Annotated in this window: 9 protein-coding genes; 5 read left to right on the forward strand and 4 right to left on the reverse strand. The window is 71.6% G+C overall.

The window, feature by feature from the left end; translation table 11 throughout:
- Positions 1-75: 75 nt before the first annotated feature.
- Entirely contained in the window at positions 76-1,770 is a 1,695-nt protein-coding gene (gene treS / locus ADK52_RS10445; protein ID WP_053689465.1) for a maltose alpha-D-glucosyltransferase, read from the reverse strand.
- Positions 1,767-3,761, reverse strand: a complete 1,995-nt coding sequence (locus tag ADK52_RS10450; RefSeq protein WP_053689466.1) for an alpha-1,4-glucan--maltose-1-phosphate maltosyltransferase — start codon at positions 3,759-3,761, stop codon at positions 1,767-1,769. The genes treS and ADK52_RS10450 overlap by 4 nt, the downstream gene beginning before the upstream one ends.
- A gap of 526 nt (positions 3,762-4,287) precedes the next feature.
- Here ADK52_RS10450 and ADK52_RS10455 point away from each other — a divergent pair.
- Entirely contained in the window at positions 4,288-7,032 is a 2,745-nt protein-coding gene (locus ADK52_RS10455) for a PKD domain-containing protein (RefSeq protein ID WP_159045902.1), read from the forward strand.
- 227 nt (positions 7,033-7,259) lie between these two features.
- Positions 7,260-9,914, forward strand: coding sequence for an alpha-glucan family phosphorylase (gene glgP / locus ADK52_RS10460; RefSeq protein ID WP_053689468.1), 2,655 nt, complete (start codon positions 7,260-7,262; stop codon positions 9,912-9,914).
- Between the two features lie 60 nt (positions 9,915-9,974).
- Here glgP and ADK52_RS10465 read toward each other — a convergent pair whose 3' ends face one another.
- Positions 9,975-10,997 carry an Lrp/AsnC family transcriptional regulator gene (locus ADK52_RS10465; RefSeq protein ID WP_107090020.1) on the reverse strand — a complete coding sequence of 341 codons (1,023 nt, stop codon included), beginning with the start codon at positions 10,995-10,997 and terminating at the stop codon, positions 9,975-9,977.
- A 147-nt stretch (positions 10,998-11,144) separates the two neighbouring features.
- Between ADK52_RS10465 and ADK52_RS10470 the strand changes: the two genes are divergently transcribed.
- Positions 11,145-12,707: an MFS transporter gene (locus ADK52_RS10470; RefSeq protein ID WP_053689469.1), complete on the forward strand. Its 1,563-nt coding sequence runs from the start codon at positions 11,145-11,147 to the stop codon at positions 12,705-12,707.
- 131 nt (positions 12,708-12,838) lie between these two features.
- A complete protein-coding gene (locus ADK52_RS42255) occupies positions 12,839-13,528 on the forward strand; it encodes a hypothetical protein (RefSeq protein ID WP_159045903.1) in 690 nt (229 codons plus the stop codon).
- 223 nt (positions 13,529-13,751) lie between these two features.
- Here ADK52_RS42255 and ADK52_RS10480 read toward each other — a convergent pair whose 3' ends face one another.
- A complete protein-coding gene (locus ADK52_RS10480) occupies positions 13,752-16,019 on the reverse strand; it encodes a M4 family metallopeptidase (protein ID WP_053689471.1) in 2,268 nt (755 codons plus the stop codon).
- Positions 16,020-16,400: 381 nt separating this feature from the next.
- On the opposite strand from ADK52_RS10480, the gene ADK52_RS10485 reads away from it, so the two are divergent.
- A complete protein-coding gene (locus ADK52_RS10485; protein ID WP_078988220.1) occupies positions 16,401-17,888 on the forward strand; it encodes a sugar transferase in 1,488 nt (495 codons plus the stop codon).
- Positions 17,889-17,908: the final 20 nt, after the last annotated feature.

Here is a 17,908-nt window from a genome sequence, read left to right on the forward strand (position 1 = left end):
ACGAGTGTCGGGTCAGGATGATCCGTACAGGGGCGGGCGATTGACCCATTCGCGCGCCCACCCCGTACTCGGCGGCTACTCGCTGCGCAGGCGGAACCAGTAGAAGCCGTGCCCCGCGAGCGTGAGCAGGTACGGCCATTCGCCGATCGGCGGGAAGCGCACGTCACCCGTGAGCTCCACCGGGACCCGCCCGTTGAACGACCGAAGGTCCAGCTCGGTGGGCTGTGCGAAGCGGGAGAAGTTGTGCACGCACAGCACCAGGTCGTCCCCGTACTCGCGCAGGAACGCGAGTACCGCCGGGTTGGACGAGGGCAGTTCGGTGTACGAGCCGAGGCCGAAGGCCGGGTTCGCCTTGCGGACCTCGATGAGCCTGCGGGTCCAGTGCAGCAGTGAGGAGGGCGATGCCATCGCGGCCTCGACATTGGTGACCTGGTACCCGTAGACCGGGTCCATGATGACCGGCAGGTTCAGCCTGCCCGGATCGCAGGAGGAGAAACCGGCGTTGCGGTCCGGGGTCCACTGCATCGGGGTGCGGACGCCGTCGCGGTCGCCGAGCCAGATGTTGTCGCCCATGCCGATCTCGTCGCCGTAGTACAGCACCGGCGAGCCGGGCAGCGACAGCAGCAGGGCGGTGAACAGCTCCATCTGGTTGCGGTCGTTGTCGAGGAGCGGGGCGAGCCGGCGCCGGATGCCGATGTTGGCCCGCATCCGCGGGTCCTTGGCGTACTCGGCGTACATGTAGTCGCGCTCTTCGTCGGTGACCATTTCGAGGGTGAGCTCGTCGTGGTTGCGCAGGAAGATGCCCCACTGGCAGCGGTCCGGGATCGCCGGGGTCTTGGCCAGGATTTCGGAGACGGGATAGCGCGACTCTCTTCGTACGGCCATGAAGATGCGCGGCATGACGGGGAAGTGGAACGCCATGTGGCATTCGTCCCCGCCGCTCGCGAAGTCGCCGAAGTAGTCGACGACGTCCTCGGGCCACTGGTTGGCCTCGGCGAGCAGCACGGTGTCGGGGTAGTGCGCGTCGATCTCGGCGCGGACCCGCTTGAGGAGCTGGTGGGTGCGCGGCAGGTTCTCGCAGTTGGTGCCCTCCTCGGCGTACAGGTAGGGCACGGCGTCGAGCCGGAAGCCGTCGATGCCGAGGTCGAGCCAGAACCGCAGCGCCGAGACGATCTCCTCCACGACGGCCGGGTTCTCGTAGTTGAGGTCCGGCTGGTGCGAGAAGAAGCGGTGCCAGTAGTACTGCTTGCGGACCGGGTCGTACGTCCAGTTCGAGGTCTCGGTGTCGATGAAGATGATGCGGGCGTCCTGGTACTGCTTGTCGTTGTCGGCCCACATGTAGTAGTCGCCGTACGGACCGTCGGGGTCCTTGCGGGACTGCTGGAACCACTCGTGCTGGTCGCTCGTGTGGTTCATGACGAAGTCGATGATCACCCGCATGCCGCGGTGGTGCGCGGCGTCCACGAACTCCACGAAGTCGGCGAGGTCGCCGAACTCGGGCAGCACGGACGTGTAGTCGGCGACGTCGTAGCCCCCGTCGCGGAGCGGCGAGGCGAAGAACGGCGGCAGCCAGAGGCAGTCGACGCCGAGCCACTGCAGGTAGTCGAGCTTGGCGGTGAGCCCCTTCAGGTCCCCTACGCCGTCGCCGTTGCTGTCGTGGAAGGACCGTACGAGCACCTCGTAGAAGACCGCCCGCTTGAACCAGTCGGGATCGCGGTCCTTCGCGGGGGTGTCCTCGAACGTGTCGTGGACGGGGTCGTTGATCATCATGTGGTGGGTGACCCTCCGGTGGGCGGGGACGGTCGCAGGGCCGCGAGTACGTGGGCGGGCGTTCGACCCGGCTCCAGGCGTACGTAGTTGGCCCTGCCCCAGTGGTAGGTCTCGCCGGTGAGCTCGTCGCGCACCGCGAGGGACCCGTGCCAGTCGAGGCCGAGTGCCGGCATGTCCAACGAGACCGTCGCCTCCTGGGTGTGGTGCGGATCGAGGTTGACGACCACCAGTACGGAATTGGCGCCCGCGTGCTTCGAATAGGCGATCACCTGTTCGTTGTCGGTCGTGTGGAAGTGGAGGTCGCGCAGCTGCTGGAGCGCCGGGTGGCGGCGGCGCAGCCGGTTCAGTGCGGTGATCAGCGGGGCGATCGTGCGGCCCTCGCGGTCCGCGGCCGCCCAGTCGCGTGGCCGGAACTCGTACTTCTCGGAGTTCAGGTACTCCTCGCTGCCCTCGCGGACCGGGGTGTTCTCGCAGAGCTCGTACCCGGCGTAGACGCCCCAGGTGGGGGAGAGGGTGGCGGCGAGGACGGCGCGCACCTCGAAGGCCGGGCGGCCGCCCTGCTGGAGGTACTCGTGGAGGATGTCGGGCGTGTTCACGAAGAAATTCGGCCGCATGACGGAGGCGGAGCGCGTGTCCGCGAGCTCGGTCAGGTACTCGGTCAGCTCGGCCTTCGTGTTGCGCCAGGTGAAGTACGTGTACGACTGCTGGAAGCCGATCGCGGCGAGCGTGCGCATCATGGCGGGCCGGGTGAAGGCCTCCGCCAGGAAGATCACGTCGGGATCGGACTTGTTGATGTCCGCGATCACCTTCTGCCAGAAGACGACCGGCTTGGTGTGCGGATTGTCCACCCGGAAGATGCGGACGCCGTGGTCCATCCAGTACCGCAGGATGCGGACCGTCTCCTCGACGAGCCCGGCCATGTCGGTGTCGAAGTGGATCGGGTAGATGTCCTGGTACTTCTTCGGGGGGTTCTCGGCGTACGCGATCGTCCCGTCGGCCCGGTGGCGGAACCACTCGGGGTGCTTCTCCACCCAGGGGTGGTCCGGGGAGCACTGGAGCGCGAAGTCGAGCGCGATCTCCATGCGCAGCTCGCGGGCGCGGGCGACGAAGGCGTCGAAGTCCTCGATCGTGCCGAGGTCGGGGTGGACGGCGTCGTGGCCGCCCTCGGTGGAGCCGATGGCCCACGGCACCCCCGGGTCCCAACTTCCAGCCGAAAGGGTGTTGTTCGGGCCCTTGCGGTACGTACTCCCAATGGGGTGGATCGGTGGCAGGTACACCACGTCGAATCCCATCGCGGCGACGGCCGGCAGCCGCTCGGCGGCCGTGCGCAGCGTTCCGCTCACGGGCTCCTCGCCGGGCTCGACGACGGCGCCCTCGGAGCGCGGGAACATCTCGTACCAGGAGCCGTAGAGGGCCCGCTTGCGCTCGACGACCAGCGGCAGGGCCTTGGAGGCGGTGACCAGCTCCCGGTACGGGCGCCGGGCGAGGGCGGCCTGGACCGGGGGCGCGAGGGCGGCGGCGTACCGCAGCGAGACCGGGCGGTCCTCGTCGCGCATCGCCTCGGCGGCGGCCAGGACGTGCTCGCGCCCGTCCTTCTTCGGGATCCGGGAGCCGGCCCGCTCGTAGAGCTCGGCGCCTTCGAGCAGCGTGAGCCCGGGGTCGATGCCCGCGGGGATCTTGATGGCGGCGTGGGCCTGCCAGGTGCCGACCGGGTCGCTCCACGCCTCGACCGTGTACGTCCACCTCCCCTCGGCCTCGGCGGAGACGCGCGCGCCCCACCGGTCGGTGCCGGGCGCCAGCTCGCGCATCGGCACGGGGGGCCGCAGCCGCCCGCTGGGGTCGCGGAGCACGACATGGGCTGCGACGGCGTCGTGGCCCTCGCGGAACACGGTGGCGGAGATCTCGAAGACCTCTTCCACGACCGCCTTGGCGGGTCTGGCCCCGCAGTCGACGGCGGGGCGGACGTCCAGGACGGGAATGCGACCGATCATGATGGGATCACCTGGGGGCAGTTCGCAGGGCTCGGTGACAACAGCCCAGCCGGAGCACCGGCTGGTCGTGCACGCGCTGTTCGCTCTGTTTCTAGCCGCTCGGAAGACGGCTGGGCTGCGGGCATGGCCGCTCCTGTCCGCGTTCACTCGGGTGGCGGGAGAGGTGGTGGGGCGGGGTGCCGTGCGTGTACGCGGGGAGCCCTGCCCACTCTCACCCCGCTCAATCCGTGCGCTCGGTTAACTACTCGTACGTAGTCGAGAGGCCCGGACCAAGGTCTTGGCCGACATCCGCCGAGGCTCAGTCAAGTCGGTTGGGACTAACGGATGTACGTCGTGAAACCCCCGCCCCACGAGCACCGCAGGCATCATCTGTGACCGGGGATTTGGGGCGGTGAGAGTGGAATATCCGGAGTGACAGCGCTCTCCGGAGGAGGGATCATGGAGCCCGCCTCGGTGGATTCCGCGTACGTTTCCGACCGCCGGAATGTCCTGAATTCACATCACCTTTTTCGAAGGAACGTTTCTGTTGCGTCCCACTCGTACGGTGGTCCTGCTCGCCGCGGGCCTCGTCACTCTTTTCGGTGTCCCCGGCGCCGCCGCGGCCGATACGCCGGCCTCGCTCTACGTCGACAACGCCGACGCCCACTGCTCCGACGCCGGCTCAGGCGCACAGGCGGCCCCGTTCTGCACGATCTCGGCGGCCGTCAGGATCGTGAAGCCGGGCCAGACCGTGCGGATCGCACCGGGTGAGCCGTACGACGAGGCCCTCACCATCGACCGCTCCGGCGAGCCGGGCCGGCCGATCGCCTTCGTGTCCGGCGCGGCCGACGGCTACGGCCGGGTGGACCTCGCCAAGGGCCTGACCGTCAGCGGTGCGGGCCACGTGGTGGTGCGCGGGATGTACATCGGCGACGGCATCCGCGTCTCCCGGTCCACCGACATCGAGTTGGACCGGATCGACAGCGGCGGGGGTGAGCTCGACGGCCTCGTCGTCGGGGAAGCGAGTGCGGACGTGCGCTTCACCCGCAGCTCGGTGTGGGGGGTCCGGATCGAGGGCGGCGCGCGGGGCACCGTCCTCAGCCGCAACGAGCTCAACGGAACCCTGGGGTCGAGCAACGTCGCGGTGGTGGACGCGCCCGGCACGGTCATCACCAACAACGACTTCTCCGCCCTCTGCGGGGCGACCGTGTCGTTCAGCGGCGCCTCGACCGGCTCCGCACTGTTCAACAATGTGATCTTCAGCGAGTCCACCCACAGCAGTTGCCGGTCGGCGGGTCCGCGGGGCGGCCTCGACGTGTCGCAGAGCGCGGCCGAGGGCACGCGAGTCGACTACAACGTGTTCAGCGGTCACGGAACGCCGGCGGTGAACCCGTACACCTGGGCCGGCAAGGCCTACCCGGGCCCGGCGGCCTTCCAGGCCGCCACCGGCCAGGGTGCGCACGACCTCCTGGCCCCCGACGGCTACAAGGTCGGCCCGATCGACGGCTCGCCCACCGTCGACTCCGCCGATCCGACGGCTCCGGGCGTACTGCCGAGCGACAAGGCGGGGAAGCCCACCGCCGACGACCCCCGCGTCCCGAACACCGGCAAGGACGGCGGATACCTGGATCGCGGCGCCTACGAGACCCAGGACCAACTGAGGGGCGTCCGGCTGGACCTCGACCAGTACTGGGCGCCGGTCGGCACCACCGTGAAGGCGACGGCCGATCCGGACAACCGGTGGCCGGGCGCGCTCACTTACCACTACGACTTCGGTGACGGCACGGCCCCCGTCGTGACCCGGGCAAACACGGCCGAGCACGTCTACGGCGCACCGTGCGAGTGGTGCCGGGTCACAGTGACGGCGGTCTCCGGCAACGGGCAGACGGCCTCCGCCGGACTGTCGACGAACGTCACCCCCGCCGGTCCGCTCACCGCCGCCCTCACCGTGAATCCGGAGCTGCCGACCTCGGATTCCCCGATCAGCCACGCGGGCCCGCTGTCCGTGGGCGTCGACCTCTCGGCCTCCGCTGCGCCGTGGCCCGTGCAGAGCGTGGACTTCGACTTCGGTGACGGCACCACCGGGCAGCAGACCTCTCTGTCCGGCACGAGTCACGCCTACGCCCGGCCCGGTGAGTACAAGGTCACGGTCACGGTCCGCGACACCAAGGGGGCCACCTCCACGGCAACCCGGAGCGTGAAGGTCGACTACGCGCCGTCCGGCTACGTCGCCACGGCTCCCTTCCGGCTGCTGGACACGCGGAGCAACGGCACCGTCCTCCGGGGCGGGAGCCCCACCGCGGTGACCCTGCCGGTCGGGCTGTCCGTTCCGGATCACGTCCTGTCCGGCAGCATGGCCGCCGCCGTCCTCAACGTGACCGTCACCGGGGCCTCCGAGGACACCCACCTGAGCGTGTGGCCCTCCGGCCAGCCGCGCCCGGCGACCTCGAACGTCAACGTCCGCAAGGGCGGGACCTCCTCCAACACGGTCACCGTCCCGGTCGGCGCCGACGGCAAGGTCTCGGCCCAGCTCAACTCCGGCAGTGCCGCGCTCGTCGTCGACTTCGTCGGCTACTACCAGCCCGGCATCGGCCAGCGGTTCAGCCCGATCGCCCCGACCCGCCTCGCCGACACCCGCGCCGCCGGCGGAGCGCTCGGCGGCGGGCAGACGCGGACCGTCAAGGTGGCCGGGACGGGCGGGATCCCCGCCGACGCCACCGCCGTCGCGCTCAACCTGACCGGCACCGGCTCCACCGAGAACGCCCACGTCATCGCCTACCCCGACCCGGCGAAGCGGCCCGCGACCTCGAACCTCAACCTGGAACCCGGCAAGGACAAGTCGAACCAGGCCATCGTCCCGGTCGGCCCCGACGGCACCATCACCCTCTACACCAACACCGGCTCCACGCACCTGATCCTCGACGCCGTCGGCTGGTACGGCAAGGACGGCAAGGCCCTGTTCACGCCGACCGTGCCGCGCCGCCTCGCCGACACCCGCGCCACCGGCAAGCTCGCCCCCGGCGCCACCACCACCGTCACCGGCCTGCCCGTCGGCGCCGTCGGCGTCGCGCTCAACGTCACCGCGACCGACTCCACCGGCCCCGGGTTCCTGACCGTCTACGGGTACGGCACCGCCCGGCCGGAGGCCAGCAGCCTCAACACCCGTCCCGGTGACACCGTCCCCAACCACGTCACCACCCCGGTGGCCGACGGCCGCGTCAGCATCTCCAACAGCTACGGCGGCAGCACCCACGTGATCACCGACCTGCTCGGCTACTTCACGCAGCCCTGACCCGTACCGACCGACCCGCGACACCCGGCCGCCCGCCCTGGCCGCCCGCCCCGGCCACCCGCCCCGGCCACCCGTGCACCGCACGCGGTGGCCGGGGCGGCGGCGTTCGACGGCCGAGGCACCGTGGCAGGGCGGGGCCGGGTGAGGCTAGCCTTCCCGGGGTGATGCGCGGACGCACAGCGTGGTGCGACCGCTTCGATCCGCAATCGCCTGCGAAGGTAGAACGTGTGAAGGCTATCCGTCGATTCACCGTGCGCCCCGTCCTCCCGGAACCATTGCTTCCGCTTGCCGATCTCGCGCGCAATCTGCGCTGGTCCTGGCATGCCGAGACCCGTGAACTCTTCCAATCCGTCGACCCCGAGGGCTGGCAGGCCGCCGGCGGCGATCCCGTCCGGCTGCTGGGCGCGGTCTCCGCACCCCGGCTCGAGGAACTGGCCGGCGACCGGCGGTTCCTGCGGCGGCTCGCCGTCGTCGCCGCCGACCTCGACGACTACGTCCACGGCGGGAGGTGGTACCAGAGCCACGAGGACCATGCCGAGCTGCCCGCCGGGATCGCCTATTTCTCCCCCGAGTTCGGGATCACCGCCGCCCTGCCGCAATACTCCGGCGGGCTCGGGATCCTCGCCGGGGACCACCTCAAGGCCGCCAGCGACCTCGGCGTCCCCCTCATCGGAGTGGGACTGCTCTACCGGCACGGCTACTTCCGCCAGTCCCTCTCCCGCGACGGCTGGCAGCAGGAGCACTATCCCGTCCTCGACCCCAACGAACTCCCCGTCTCCCTGCTGCGCGACGGCGAGGGCGCACCGGCCCGGGTGACCCTGAGCCTGCCCGGCGGCCGGGCCCTGCACGCGCACATCTGGCAGGCCCGCGTCGGCCGCGTACCGCTGCTGCTCCTCGACTCCGACGTGGAGGACAACGACTCCGGCGCCCGCGAGGTGACCGACCGGCTCTACGGCGGCGGCAGCGACCACCGCCTCCTCCAGGAGATGCTGCTCGGCATCGGAGGCGTGCGCGCGGTGCGCGCGTACTGCCGGATCACCGGGCATCCCGACCCCGAGGTGTTCCACACGAACGAGGGACACGCCGGCTTCCTCGGGCTCGAACGCATAAGGGAACTGGAAGGGGAGCAGGGGCTCGGCTTCGAGGCCGCCGTCGAGGCCGTGCGCGCCGGGACCGTGTTCACCACGCACACGCCGGTGCCCGCCGGCATCGACCGCTTCGAGCGCGCCCTGGTCGCCCGGCACTTCGGACCCGGCGCGGAGCTGGCCGCCCTGCCGGTCGACCGGATCCTGGAACTGGGCGCCGAGTCCTACCCCGGCGGCGACCCCGGGGTCTTCAACATGGCGGTGATGGGGCTGCGCCTGGCCCAGCGGGCCAACGGCGTCTCCACCCTGCACGGGGCGGTCAGCCGCGGCATGTTCGCCGGGCTGTGGCCGGGCTTCGACCCGGCCGACGTGCCGATCACCTCCGTGACCAACGGTGTGCACGCCCCGACCTGGGTGGCCCCCGAGGTGGTCCGCCTCGGCGTGCGCCAGATCGGCGCCGGGCGGACCGAGGACGCGCTGTCGGTGGGCGGCTCCCAGCGCTGGGACGCGGTCGCCGACATCGCCGACCAGGACATCTGGGACCTGCGGCGCGTGCTGCGCGAGCAGCTGGTGCAGGAGGTGCGCGACCGGCTGCGGGCCTCGTGGCTCCAGCGCGGGGCCGCGGAGGCCGAACTCGGCTGGGTGGACTCCGTACTCGACCCGGACGTGCTCACCATCGGGTTCGCCCGGCGCGTGCCCTCGTACAAGCGGCTCACGCTGATGCTGCGCGACCCCGAGCGGCTGCGCGCGCTGCTGCTCCACCCGGACCGGCCCGTGCAGATCGTCGTCGCGGGCAAGGCGCACCCGGCCGACGACGGGGGCAAGCGCCTCGTGCAGGAGCTGGTGCGGTTCTCCGACGATCCGCGGGTGCGGCACCGGATCGTCTTCCTGCCCGACTACGGCATGGCCATGGCGCAGAAGCTCTACCCGGGCTGCGACGTCTGGCTGAACAACCCGCTGCGGCCGCTGGAGGCCTGCGGCACCAGCGGGATGAAGGCGGCGCTCAACGGCTGCCTCAACCTGTCCGTGCTGGACGGCTGGTGGGACGAATGGTTCGAACCGGACTTCGGCTGGGCCATCCCGACGGCCGACGGGCTCGGGACGGACGAGGACCGGCGCGACGACCTGGAGGCGGGCGCTCTCTACGAGTTGATCGAGGACCGGGTCGCGCCGCGGTTCTACGACCGGGCCGGCCGCAGCGGACTGCCGGTGCGGTGGATCGAGATGGTCCGGCGCACCCTCGTCTCGCTGGGACCCAAGGTGCTCGCGGGCCGCATGGTGCGGGAGTACGTGGAACGGCTGTACGCGCCGGCCGCGCGCGCCCACCGGGGCCTGGACGCCGACGCGGCACGGGACCTCGCCTGGTGGAAGGGGCGGGTCCGGGCGGCCTGGCCGCGGGTCGTCGTCGAGCACGTGGAGGCGCTGGCCGCGGCTCCGGTGAACGGCACCGCGGAGCTCGGGGCCACCCTCACGCTGCGCGTGCGGGTGGCGCTGGACGCGCTCACGCCGGAGGACGTCGAGGTGCAGGCCGTCGCCGGGCGGGTGGATCCGCAGGACGTGATCCGCGACGGGCGGACCTTCCCGCTCAAGCCGACCGCCGGGCCCGACCTGGAGGGGCGCTGGATGTACGAGGGCCCGCTGGCCCTCGACCGTACGGGGCCCTACGGGTACACCGTCCGGATCCTGCCCGCGCACCCGATGCTGGCGACACCGGCCGAACTGGGGCTGGTCGCGGCCCCGGTGGACACCGAATCGCCCGGTGACGCGGGCGCCGGGGGCGGCGTGCTCCTGCGCTAGCGGTCCGGAGCCGACGGGGCTCGGGCCCCGGGCTCCGGGGCAGGGGCTCGGGCTCCCGGGTCAGGGGGCGGGCGGCGGATCGACCAGCCGCCCGCCCTCCACCAGCATGCCGGCCCGCTTGATGTTGCGCAGGGTCGGGATCACCTCCACGTGCTGGATGCCGGGCACCGCGCCGATCCGCTCGGTCATGTACGTGTACAGGGCGTCGGTGTCCCGGCACACCACCACGGCCATCAGGTTGGCCGTGCCCGTCACCGCGGCCGCGAAGGGCACCTCCGGGTGCGCGGCGAGCGCGGCGCCCGCCTCCGCCAGCCGGGCCGGGGCCGCGGTCAGCAGCAGCGTCGCCTCCGCCTCGAAGCCCAGGGCCGACGGGACGAACTCCACGTCGAAGTAGAGCGCCCGCAGCTCCCGCAGCCGGTCCAGCCGGCGGCGGGCGGTGGATTCCGACAGGCCCGAGGCGCGGGCCAGCTCCGGATAGCCGGCCCGGCCGTCCTGGGCGAGCACCGCCAGCAGCGCGAGCTCGGCCTCGTCCAGGGCGTACCGCTCTCGCTCCGGCCCGTGCACCACGGGGGTCCGCGCGGGCGGCCGGTCCAGCGCCGCGATCTGCCCGGGCCGCAGGACGTCCAGCCCGCACCACTGCGCCGGGCCGCCGATGTAGACCCGCAGGATGGTGTGCGCGCTGACCCCGGTCACCCGGCGGGTGCGGGGGAGCTTGTCCAGCAGCAGGACGTCGCGGTCCTGCCGGGTCCGGGCCTTGGTCAGACAGTTGATCTCGGTGCCGCCGGAGCCGAGCTTCACCCAGGAGATGTCCGGCCGCCGGGCCAGCGCCTCGGCCACCGCGAGCGCGGCGTCCGGCGCGCACTGCACCCGCAGCCAGGATTCGAAGAGCCCGACCCGGTTGCCCAGGGGCATCCCGACCACCCGGAGCAGGCCCGAGGTCCGCAGCCGGCGGTAACGGCGCACCACCGTCTGGTCCGAGACCCCCAGCACCTCGGCGATCCGGCTGAAGGCGGCCCGGCCGTCGATCATCAGGGCCTGCATCAGGGCGCGGTCGAGGTCGTCCAGCTGTACGGGCGTGGTCATGGTTTCCATCATGACAGGGGCTGCGATGGGTGGAATCCGGCAGCGAGGAGGGTCTGGGTGGGGGACCTTCCGCCCGGATGGGAGTTTGGAGTCACCGACGATCTCACCCACCCCCTGCCGGGCCTCCGGGTCCCGAGGAGTTCTCCCATGCGCAAATGGCTCCCGCTCACCGCGGTGTGCCTCGGGGCGTTCATGCTCCTGGTCGACGTCACGATCGTGATGGTCGCCCTGCCCGACATGGCCGCTGACATGCACACCGGCTTCGCCGGACTCCAGTGGGTCATGGACGTCTACGCCCTGGCCCTCGCCGCGCTGCTGCTCGGCGCCGGCTCCCTCGCCGACCGGATCGGCCGCCGCCGCGTCTACCTCGGCGGGCTCGGGATCTTCGCCGCCGCCTCGCTCGCCTGCGGGCTGGCCGGCGGCCCCGCCGCGCTGATCGCCTTCCGCGCCGTCCAGGGCATCGGCGGCGCCGCGATGTTCGCCACCACCATGGCCCTGCTCAGCAGCGCCTACCAGGGCCGCGACCGCGGGGTCGCCTTCGGCGTCTGGGGCGCGGTCAACGGCGCCGCCGCCGCGGCCGGCCCCATCATCGGCGGGCTGCTCACCGAGCACTTCGGCTGGCGCTGGATCTTCTTCATCAACCTCCCCGTCTGCGCCCTGGCCGTGTACGTGACGCTCCGGTCGGTCGCCGAGTCCCGCGACCCGCGGGCCAAGGGCCTCGACCTGCCCGGCATGGCTGCGTTCACCACGGGCGCGGCGGCCGTCACGTACGCCCTGATCCGGGTCGGCGAGAACGGCTGGACCGGCGCCGCCACCCTCGGCCTGCTGGGCCTCGGCGTGGCCGCCTTCGCCGCGTTCGTCCTCGTCGAACTGCGCAGCTCCCGCCCGATGCTGGACCTCTCGCTGTTCCGCAGCCGCTCCTTCGTCGGCGTGATGGCCGGGGCGCTGCTGCTGTCCGGCGCGGCGTTCTCGTACCTGATGTACGTCTCCCTGTGGCTGCAGTCCGCGGAGGGGATGGGCCCGGTCTCCGCCGGGCTGGTGCTGGTGCCGCTGAGCATCTCCTCGTTCGTCGTCTCCGCGGTGGCCGGGCGGCTGCTGCACGGGGCTCCGGCGCGGCTGACCATCGGCGGCGGGCTGCTGCTGATCGGCTCCGGCGCGCTGCTCCAGGCCTGGATGACGGACGCGGGCGACGGCTGGCCGGTCCTGGTCCCGGGGCTGGTGGTGACCGGGCTCGGCGTGGGCATGGCGACCCCGGCGCTGGCGGCCGCCGCGATGGGGGCCGTGGCCCCGGCCCGGGCCGGCATGGCCGGCGGGGCCCTGAACACCGCGCGGCAGCTGGGCATGGCGCTCGGCATCGCGGTGCTCGGCGCGGTCTTCCAGGCCGGGCTGCGGGACGGTCTCAGCGGCTCCGGCCAAGGGCACGGCACGGCCGAGGCGTTGGCCTCCGGGCGGGCCGGGCAGCTGCTGGCGGCGGGACCGGCGGCCAGGGTCTGGGTCGAGGAGGCCTTCGCGAGCGGGCTGCGGGGGACGTTCCTGGTCTCGGGGCTGATGGGGCTGGCGGGAGCGCTGGTGGTGCTGGCGCTGGTCCGTACGAAGACCCCGGGGCAGGCACCGGCCCCGGCACCGGCCCCGGCACCGGCCCCGGCATCGGCGCCGCTCCCGGGTCCGGCCGCCGCCGGTGCTCCGGCGTCCGAACGCGCGTCCGTGTAGCGGGTGCGGGCGGGTGAACCTTCGAACGTGCTGCGCATGCCGAAACGTTCCTGCGTGGGCCGTCGCTCCTACGCTGCCCGCTGGATGCCACCGGACCGGCATCCACATGCCCACAGAACGGACTGCCCCCCATGCGTCTTCGCCCGACCGCCTTGGCGTTCCTCGGCGCCCTCGCACTCGTCCTGCCGACCGCCGGCCCGTCGCTGGCCGGCGGCAACGACGACCTCGGCCGGCTGCAGTACATCATCGACAACGACGAGCGCGCACAGATCCGCCCGTCGGACAACGACACCTGCTACGAGCTGACGGACACCTCGCGCAACCGCCCCGCGACGGCGGTGCACAACGGCACCGAATCGCGGGCCCTGCTTTACCCGAACCACGGGTGCGGCGGCCGGGTGGAGCGCGAGCTGCAGCCGGGCGACACGGTGTACAACGTCGAGGTCCTGTCGGTGAGCTTCGTGCCGACCCGCGTCCGCCACGACGACTGGGGCGACAACCGTCGTGACGACTGGCGTGACGACGATGACGACTTCCGCTCGCACCGGACCCCGATGGACCAGCCCGAGCAGGCGCAGGGCGAGCAGCAGGAGCAGGGCCGGCAGCAGGAGCACGGCCAGGGCCAGGGCCAGGGCCAGGAGCAGGGCCAGGACCAGGGCCAGGACCAGGGCCAGGACCAGGGCCAGGAGCAGGGCCAGGAGCAGGGCCGGCAGCAGGAGCAGGGCCAGGAGCAGGAGCACGGTCAGGACGAGGGCCGGCACCAGGAGCACCACAAGGGCGGGCACGACCTCTTCGACTCCATCTTCCACGGCAGGGGCTGACCTCCGGACCCGCTGAGCGCGAGGGCCCGGCACCCACGAGGGTGCCGGGCCCTCGCGGGTTCCCCCTCAGGGCCGGACCCCCGCCGCCGGCCACCGCACCACGTCCGCCGGGTCGCCGCCCGTGCGGACGTACACATGGAACAGGGCCGTCCGGGAGGGTTTCTCCCGGACGGCCCCGCGCTTTCATGGGGTCAGCCGTGTGGCTTCATCTGCCCCGGTCGGGTCAGAAGGTGAGCTTCCAGCTGTTGATGTAGCCGGTGTCCAGCGTGGCGGCGTCCCGGACGCGGAGCTTCCAGGTGCCCTGGGCGACCTCGGAGGAGGCGTTCACGGTGAAGCTCTGGACGATGTTGTCCGCGCTGCCGCCGGTGCGGTTGCGCAGGTTGTAGACGGAGCCGTCGGGGGCGACGAGGTCGACCACGAGGTCACCGACGTAGGTGTGGACGATGTTCACGTCCACCTTGAGGGTGCTCGGGGCGTTGCCCGTGCGGGTCACGGCGATCGGGGACTCGACGGTCGCGTTGTCCGCGATCTGGTAGTCGTTCGTGTTCTCGAACACGTTCTGCTGGGACGTGCCGACGGCCCAGGTGAAGGACGCCGTGCCCGTCTTGCTCGCCGAGTCGGTCACCGTCACGGTCACGTTGTACGTGCCCGCGGTGGTGGCCGTACCCGAGATCAGACCGGTCGAGGAGTTGATCGACAGGCCGGCCGGCAGGCCGGTCGCCGCGTAGCTCAGCGCACCCGGGTTGGTGCTGGTCGCCTGGACCTGAAGGCTCACGGCGGTGTTGATCTGGGTGTTCTGGGTGGCGATCGGGGTGACCGAGACGCCGGAGACGATGCGGGCGCCGACGTTGATGCCCGCCCAGGCGTTGGCCACGTTGTTGTACGTGGTCGAGCCCTGGCCGTAGAGGTCGGCGGCGGCCTGGAGGGTCGCCGTACGGGCGGCCGCGTAGTTGGTGTTCGACTTGAAGTAGCCCACCGTCAGCGCGCGGAACCAGATCTTCGCGGCGGCGTCGCGGCCGATCGCGGTGACCGGGAGGTTGTCCGAGGTCGGCGAGTTGTAGCTGACGCCGTTGATGACCTTGGCGCCGGAGCCCTCGGACATCAGGTAGAAGACGTGGTTGGCCGGGCCCGAGGAGTAGTGGACGTCGATGCCGCCGATGCCCGAGTACCACGCGTCCTTGGAGCCGCCGTCCTTGCTCGGCTTGTCCATGTAGCGCAGCGGGGTGCCGTCGCCGTTGATGTCGATCTTCTCGCCGACCAGGTAGTCGCCGACGTCCTGCGGGTTGTTGGCGTAGAACTCGACGTTCGCCGCCATGATGTCGGAGGTCGCCTCGTTCAGACCGCCGGGCTCACCGCTGTAGGTCATGTTGCCGGTGACCGAGGTGAGGCCGTGGGTCATCTCGTGGGCGGCCACGTCGATGGACGTCAGCGGGTGCGTGTTGCTCGTACCGTCGCCGTACGTCATGCAGAAGCAGGAGTCGTCCCAGAACGCGTTCACGTACGCGTTGCCGTAGTGGACCCGGCTGTACGGGGCCACGCCGTCGTTGCGCAGGCCGTTGCGGCCGTGCACGTTCTTGTAGTAGTCCCACGTCAGCTGTGCGCCGTAGTGCGCGTCGGCGCCGGCGGTCGCGCGGTTGGACGCGGCGCCGTTGCCCCACACGTCGGTCGTGTTGGTGAAGAGGCTGCCGGTGCCGGAGCTGCCGCCGTTGAGGTCGTACGTCTTGTGGTTGCCGCGCCCGGCGTCGGTCAGCGTGTAGTTGCTGCCCGACTGCGACGTGCCCATCGTGACCTGGCCGCTGTACATGGTGTTGCCGGTGCCGGTCTCGATGGCCTGCCACTGGGTGATCTTCGCGCCGGTCTTGGCGTCGGTGACCACGTGCAGTTCGCTCGGGGTGCCGTCGTCCTGGAGGCCGCCGACGACGGTCTCGTAGGCGAGGACGGGGGCGCCCTCGGCGGCCCAGATCACCTTGCGGGCGTTCTTGGACGCCTTGGCGTCCTTGGAGCCCGCGGCGTTCGCCGCCGAGACGGCCTGGCCCTCGGCACCCGCCGGGGTCACGGTCGCGGTGGTGTCCGCGACCTTGATCTCGTGGTTGGTCGCCTTGGTGATGCTCTTGGTGACGCCGCCCTTGGCGTGGACCGTCAGGTCACCGCCGAGCACGGGGAGTCCGCCGTAGGTGCGCTCGTACGTGGTGTGCGTGGTGCCGTCGGCGTCCTTGACGACGTCGCGTACGACCAGCTTCTCCTGCTCGCCGAGGCCGAGGGCCTTGGCCGCCTGGACGGTGGTCGAGTTGGCGTCGGATATGAGCGTCGCACGCTCGGACGGGCTGAGATTGACGGCGGCCGCGCCCGGGTTGGGCTGAGCGGCGTTGCGTGCCTGCGACGCGGTGGCGTCGGCGCTGGCGGTGCCGGCCTGGATGCCGACGGCAAGCAGTGCGGCGGCGGCGACGAGAGCGCCGGCCGCGGTGGCACGCCTGTGGGGGGTGTGACTCAACGCAGACTCCTTCTGCAAGGGGGGTTCCGGATGGCTGGGTGGGCCTCCGGGCAGAGCAGGCTGGTGCGAAGAACGGATCGAAGAGTGCCAGCTGCAGCCGTCGATGTCAGGGCCGCGTCAAAAGGTTGGCTGGAAACGGTTCGTTGACCGATGAGACGTATCCGGTATCCGAACCATTCACCTTCGCGTGCGAAAGAGGGCTCCGATATCTGGAACGGTTGGTACCGGTTGCTAACACTTGCGCAACAAGAGGTCTCGTTCAGGCAATCGGCATTTGTCGTACGGGTGTTTGTCGTACTGTTTCCCGGTGCGCCAGTTGTCCGAAGCCAGGGGAAGCCGCGGGCACGCGCCACTGTCATAGACCACGTGCCAGGGGGGCCCATGAGGCATGTCCATTTTCCTGCGCAAAGACTGGCCGGAGCGGCAGCAGCGACCGCGGGGCTCGCGGCCGCCCCGGCGAGGCGGATCGGCGACAAGGCCCGCTGGTACCTGCCCGCTGCCCTCACGGCCGACTTCCTCGGCGCCGCGATCCCTGTAGGACTGGTCTTCCAGGCGGCGCAGCAGGTCCGGCCGGTGTACTGCGCCCTCGGCGCCGCGCTCGCCTGGACCGGGGTGCAGGCGGTGCGCCGGCGCTACGCCTCCCGCGCGCTGGGAGAATCCCGCGGAGTGCTGCCCGTCCTCCATGACTGGCTGATTCTCATCGGTGTTCTGGCCGTGGCCCGCGTGGTGACCGGCGAGAGCACCCCGCGGCTGTCCGCGCTCGGCGCCCTGCTGCCCGCCCTCCTCGTCACCGTGGCCTGCCACAAGCTGACCTACCGCCACCTCTCGGCGGCCCGCCGCGAGGCGCACGCCGTCAGCCGGGTGCTGGTCGTCGGCGAACCCGGCGCGGCCGGGGCCGTCATCGAACACCTGGCCGCGCGCACCGACCACCCCTACGTGGTCGTCGGCGTGGTGCCCGTCGGCGCCGGCCCGCTCGAAGGCGGGGTGCCCGTCGCGGCCCGGCTCGAAGAGGCCGTGCCCGAGGCCCCGAACGCGGACTCCGCCGCCGTGCTCGGCGCCGTCCGCAGCCACCACGCGGACCTCGTCCTGGTCGCCCCGGGCGCGCGGATCGCGGGGGAGCGGCTGCGCAAGGTCGCCTGGGCGCTGCACGACGCGGGGCTGGAACTCGCCGTCTTCCCCGGGCTCGTGGAGGTCTCCGTCAAGCGGCTGGAGACCGTGTCCGCGGGCGGCCTCGCCGTCCTGCGGGTGGCGCCGCCGGTGGGCCGGGGCGTGCAGACCCTGCTCAAGTCGGTCCTCGACCGCACCGGGGCGGCCGTCGGGCTGCTGCTGCTCTCGCCGGTCTTCCTCGGCATCGTCCTGGCGATCCGGCTCGGTTCGCGCGGCCCGGCGTTCTACCGCCAGCGGCGCATCGGGCGCGACGGGGTCCCGTTCGTCATGTGGAAGTTCCGCACCATGGTCGTGGACGCGGACCGGCTGAAGAACGAGCTGTCCGGGGCCAACGAGAACGACGGCCTGATGTTCAAGATCCGCCGCGACCCCCGGGTGACCCGGGTGGGCCGGCTGCTGCGCCGCACCTCGATGGACGAACTGCCGCAGCTGTTCAACGTGCTGAGCGGGCACATGTCACTGGTCGGCCCGCGCCCGCCGCTGCCGGAGGAGGTGGCCCAGTACGACGAGGTCGAACTGCGCCGGCTCACCGTGCGGCCGGGCATGACCGGGCTCTGGCAGATCAGCGGACGCTCGGACCTCTCCTGGGACGAGACGATCCAGCTCGACCTCCAGTACGTCGACAACTGGTCCTTCACCAGCGACGTCGACGTCATGGGCCGTACCCTCCGCGCCGTCGTCGACGGCCGCGGAGCGTACTAGGAGGTACCCGGCGCGTGCGC

This window comes from Streptomyces sp. WM6372 (assembly GCF_001279655.1).
Classification (GTDB): domain Bacteria; phylum Actinomycetota; class Actinomycetes; order Streptomycetales; family Streptomycetaceae; genus Streptomyces.

Excerpts from the sequence above, each read along its gene's own strand:
- treS (WP_053689465.1), bottom strand. The coding sequence starts at position 1,770 with ATGATGATCAACGACCCCGTCCACGACACGTTCGAGGACACCCCCGCG.
- ADK52_RS10450 (WP_053689466.1), bottom strand. The coding sequence starts at position 3,761 with ATGATCGGTCGCATTCCCGTCCTGGACGTCCGCCCCGCCGTCGACTGC.
- ADK52_RS10465 (WP_107090020.1), bottom strand. The coding sequence starts at position 10,997 with ATGACCACGCCCGTACAGCTGGACGACCTCGACCGCGCCCTGATGCAG.
- ADK52_RS10470 (WP_053689469.1), top strand. The coding sequence starts at position 11,145 with ATGCGCAAATGGCTCCCGCTCACCGCGGTGTGCCTCGGGGCGTTCATG.
- ADK52_RS42255 (WP_159045903.1), top strand. The coding sequence starts at position 12,839 with ATGCGTCTTCGCCCGACCGCCTTGGCGTTCCTCGGCGCCCTCGCACTC.
- ADK52_RS10485 (WP_078988220.1), top strand. The coding sequence starts at position 16,401 with ATGAGGCATGTCCATTTTCCTGCGCAAAGACTGGCCGGAGCGGCAGCA.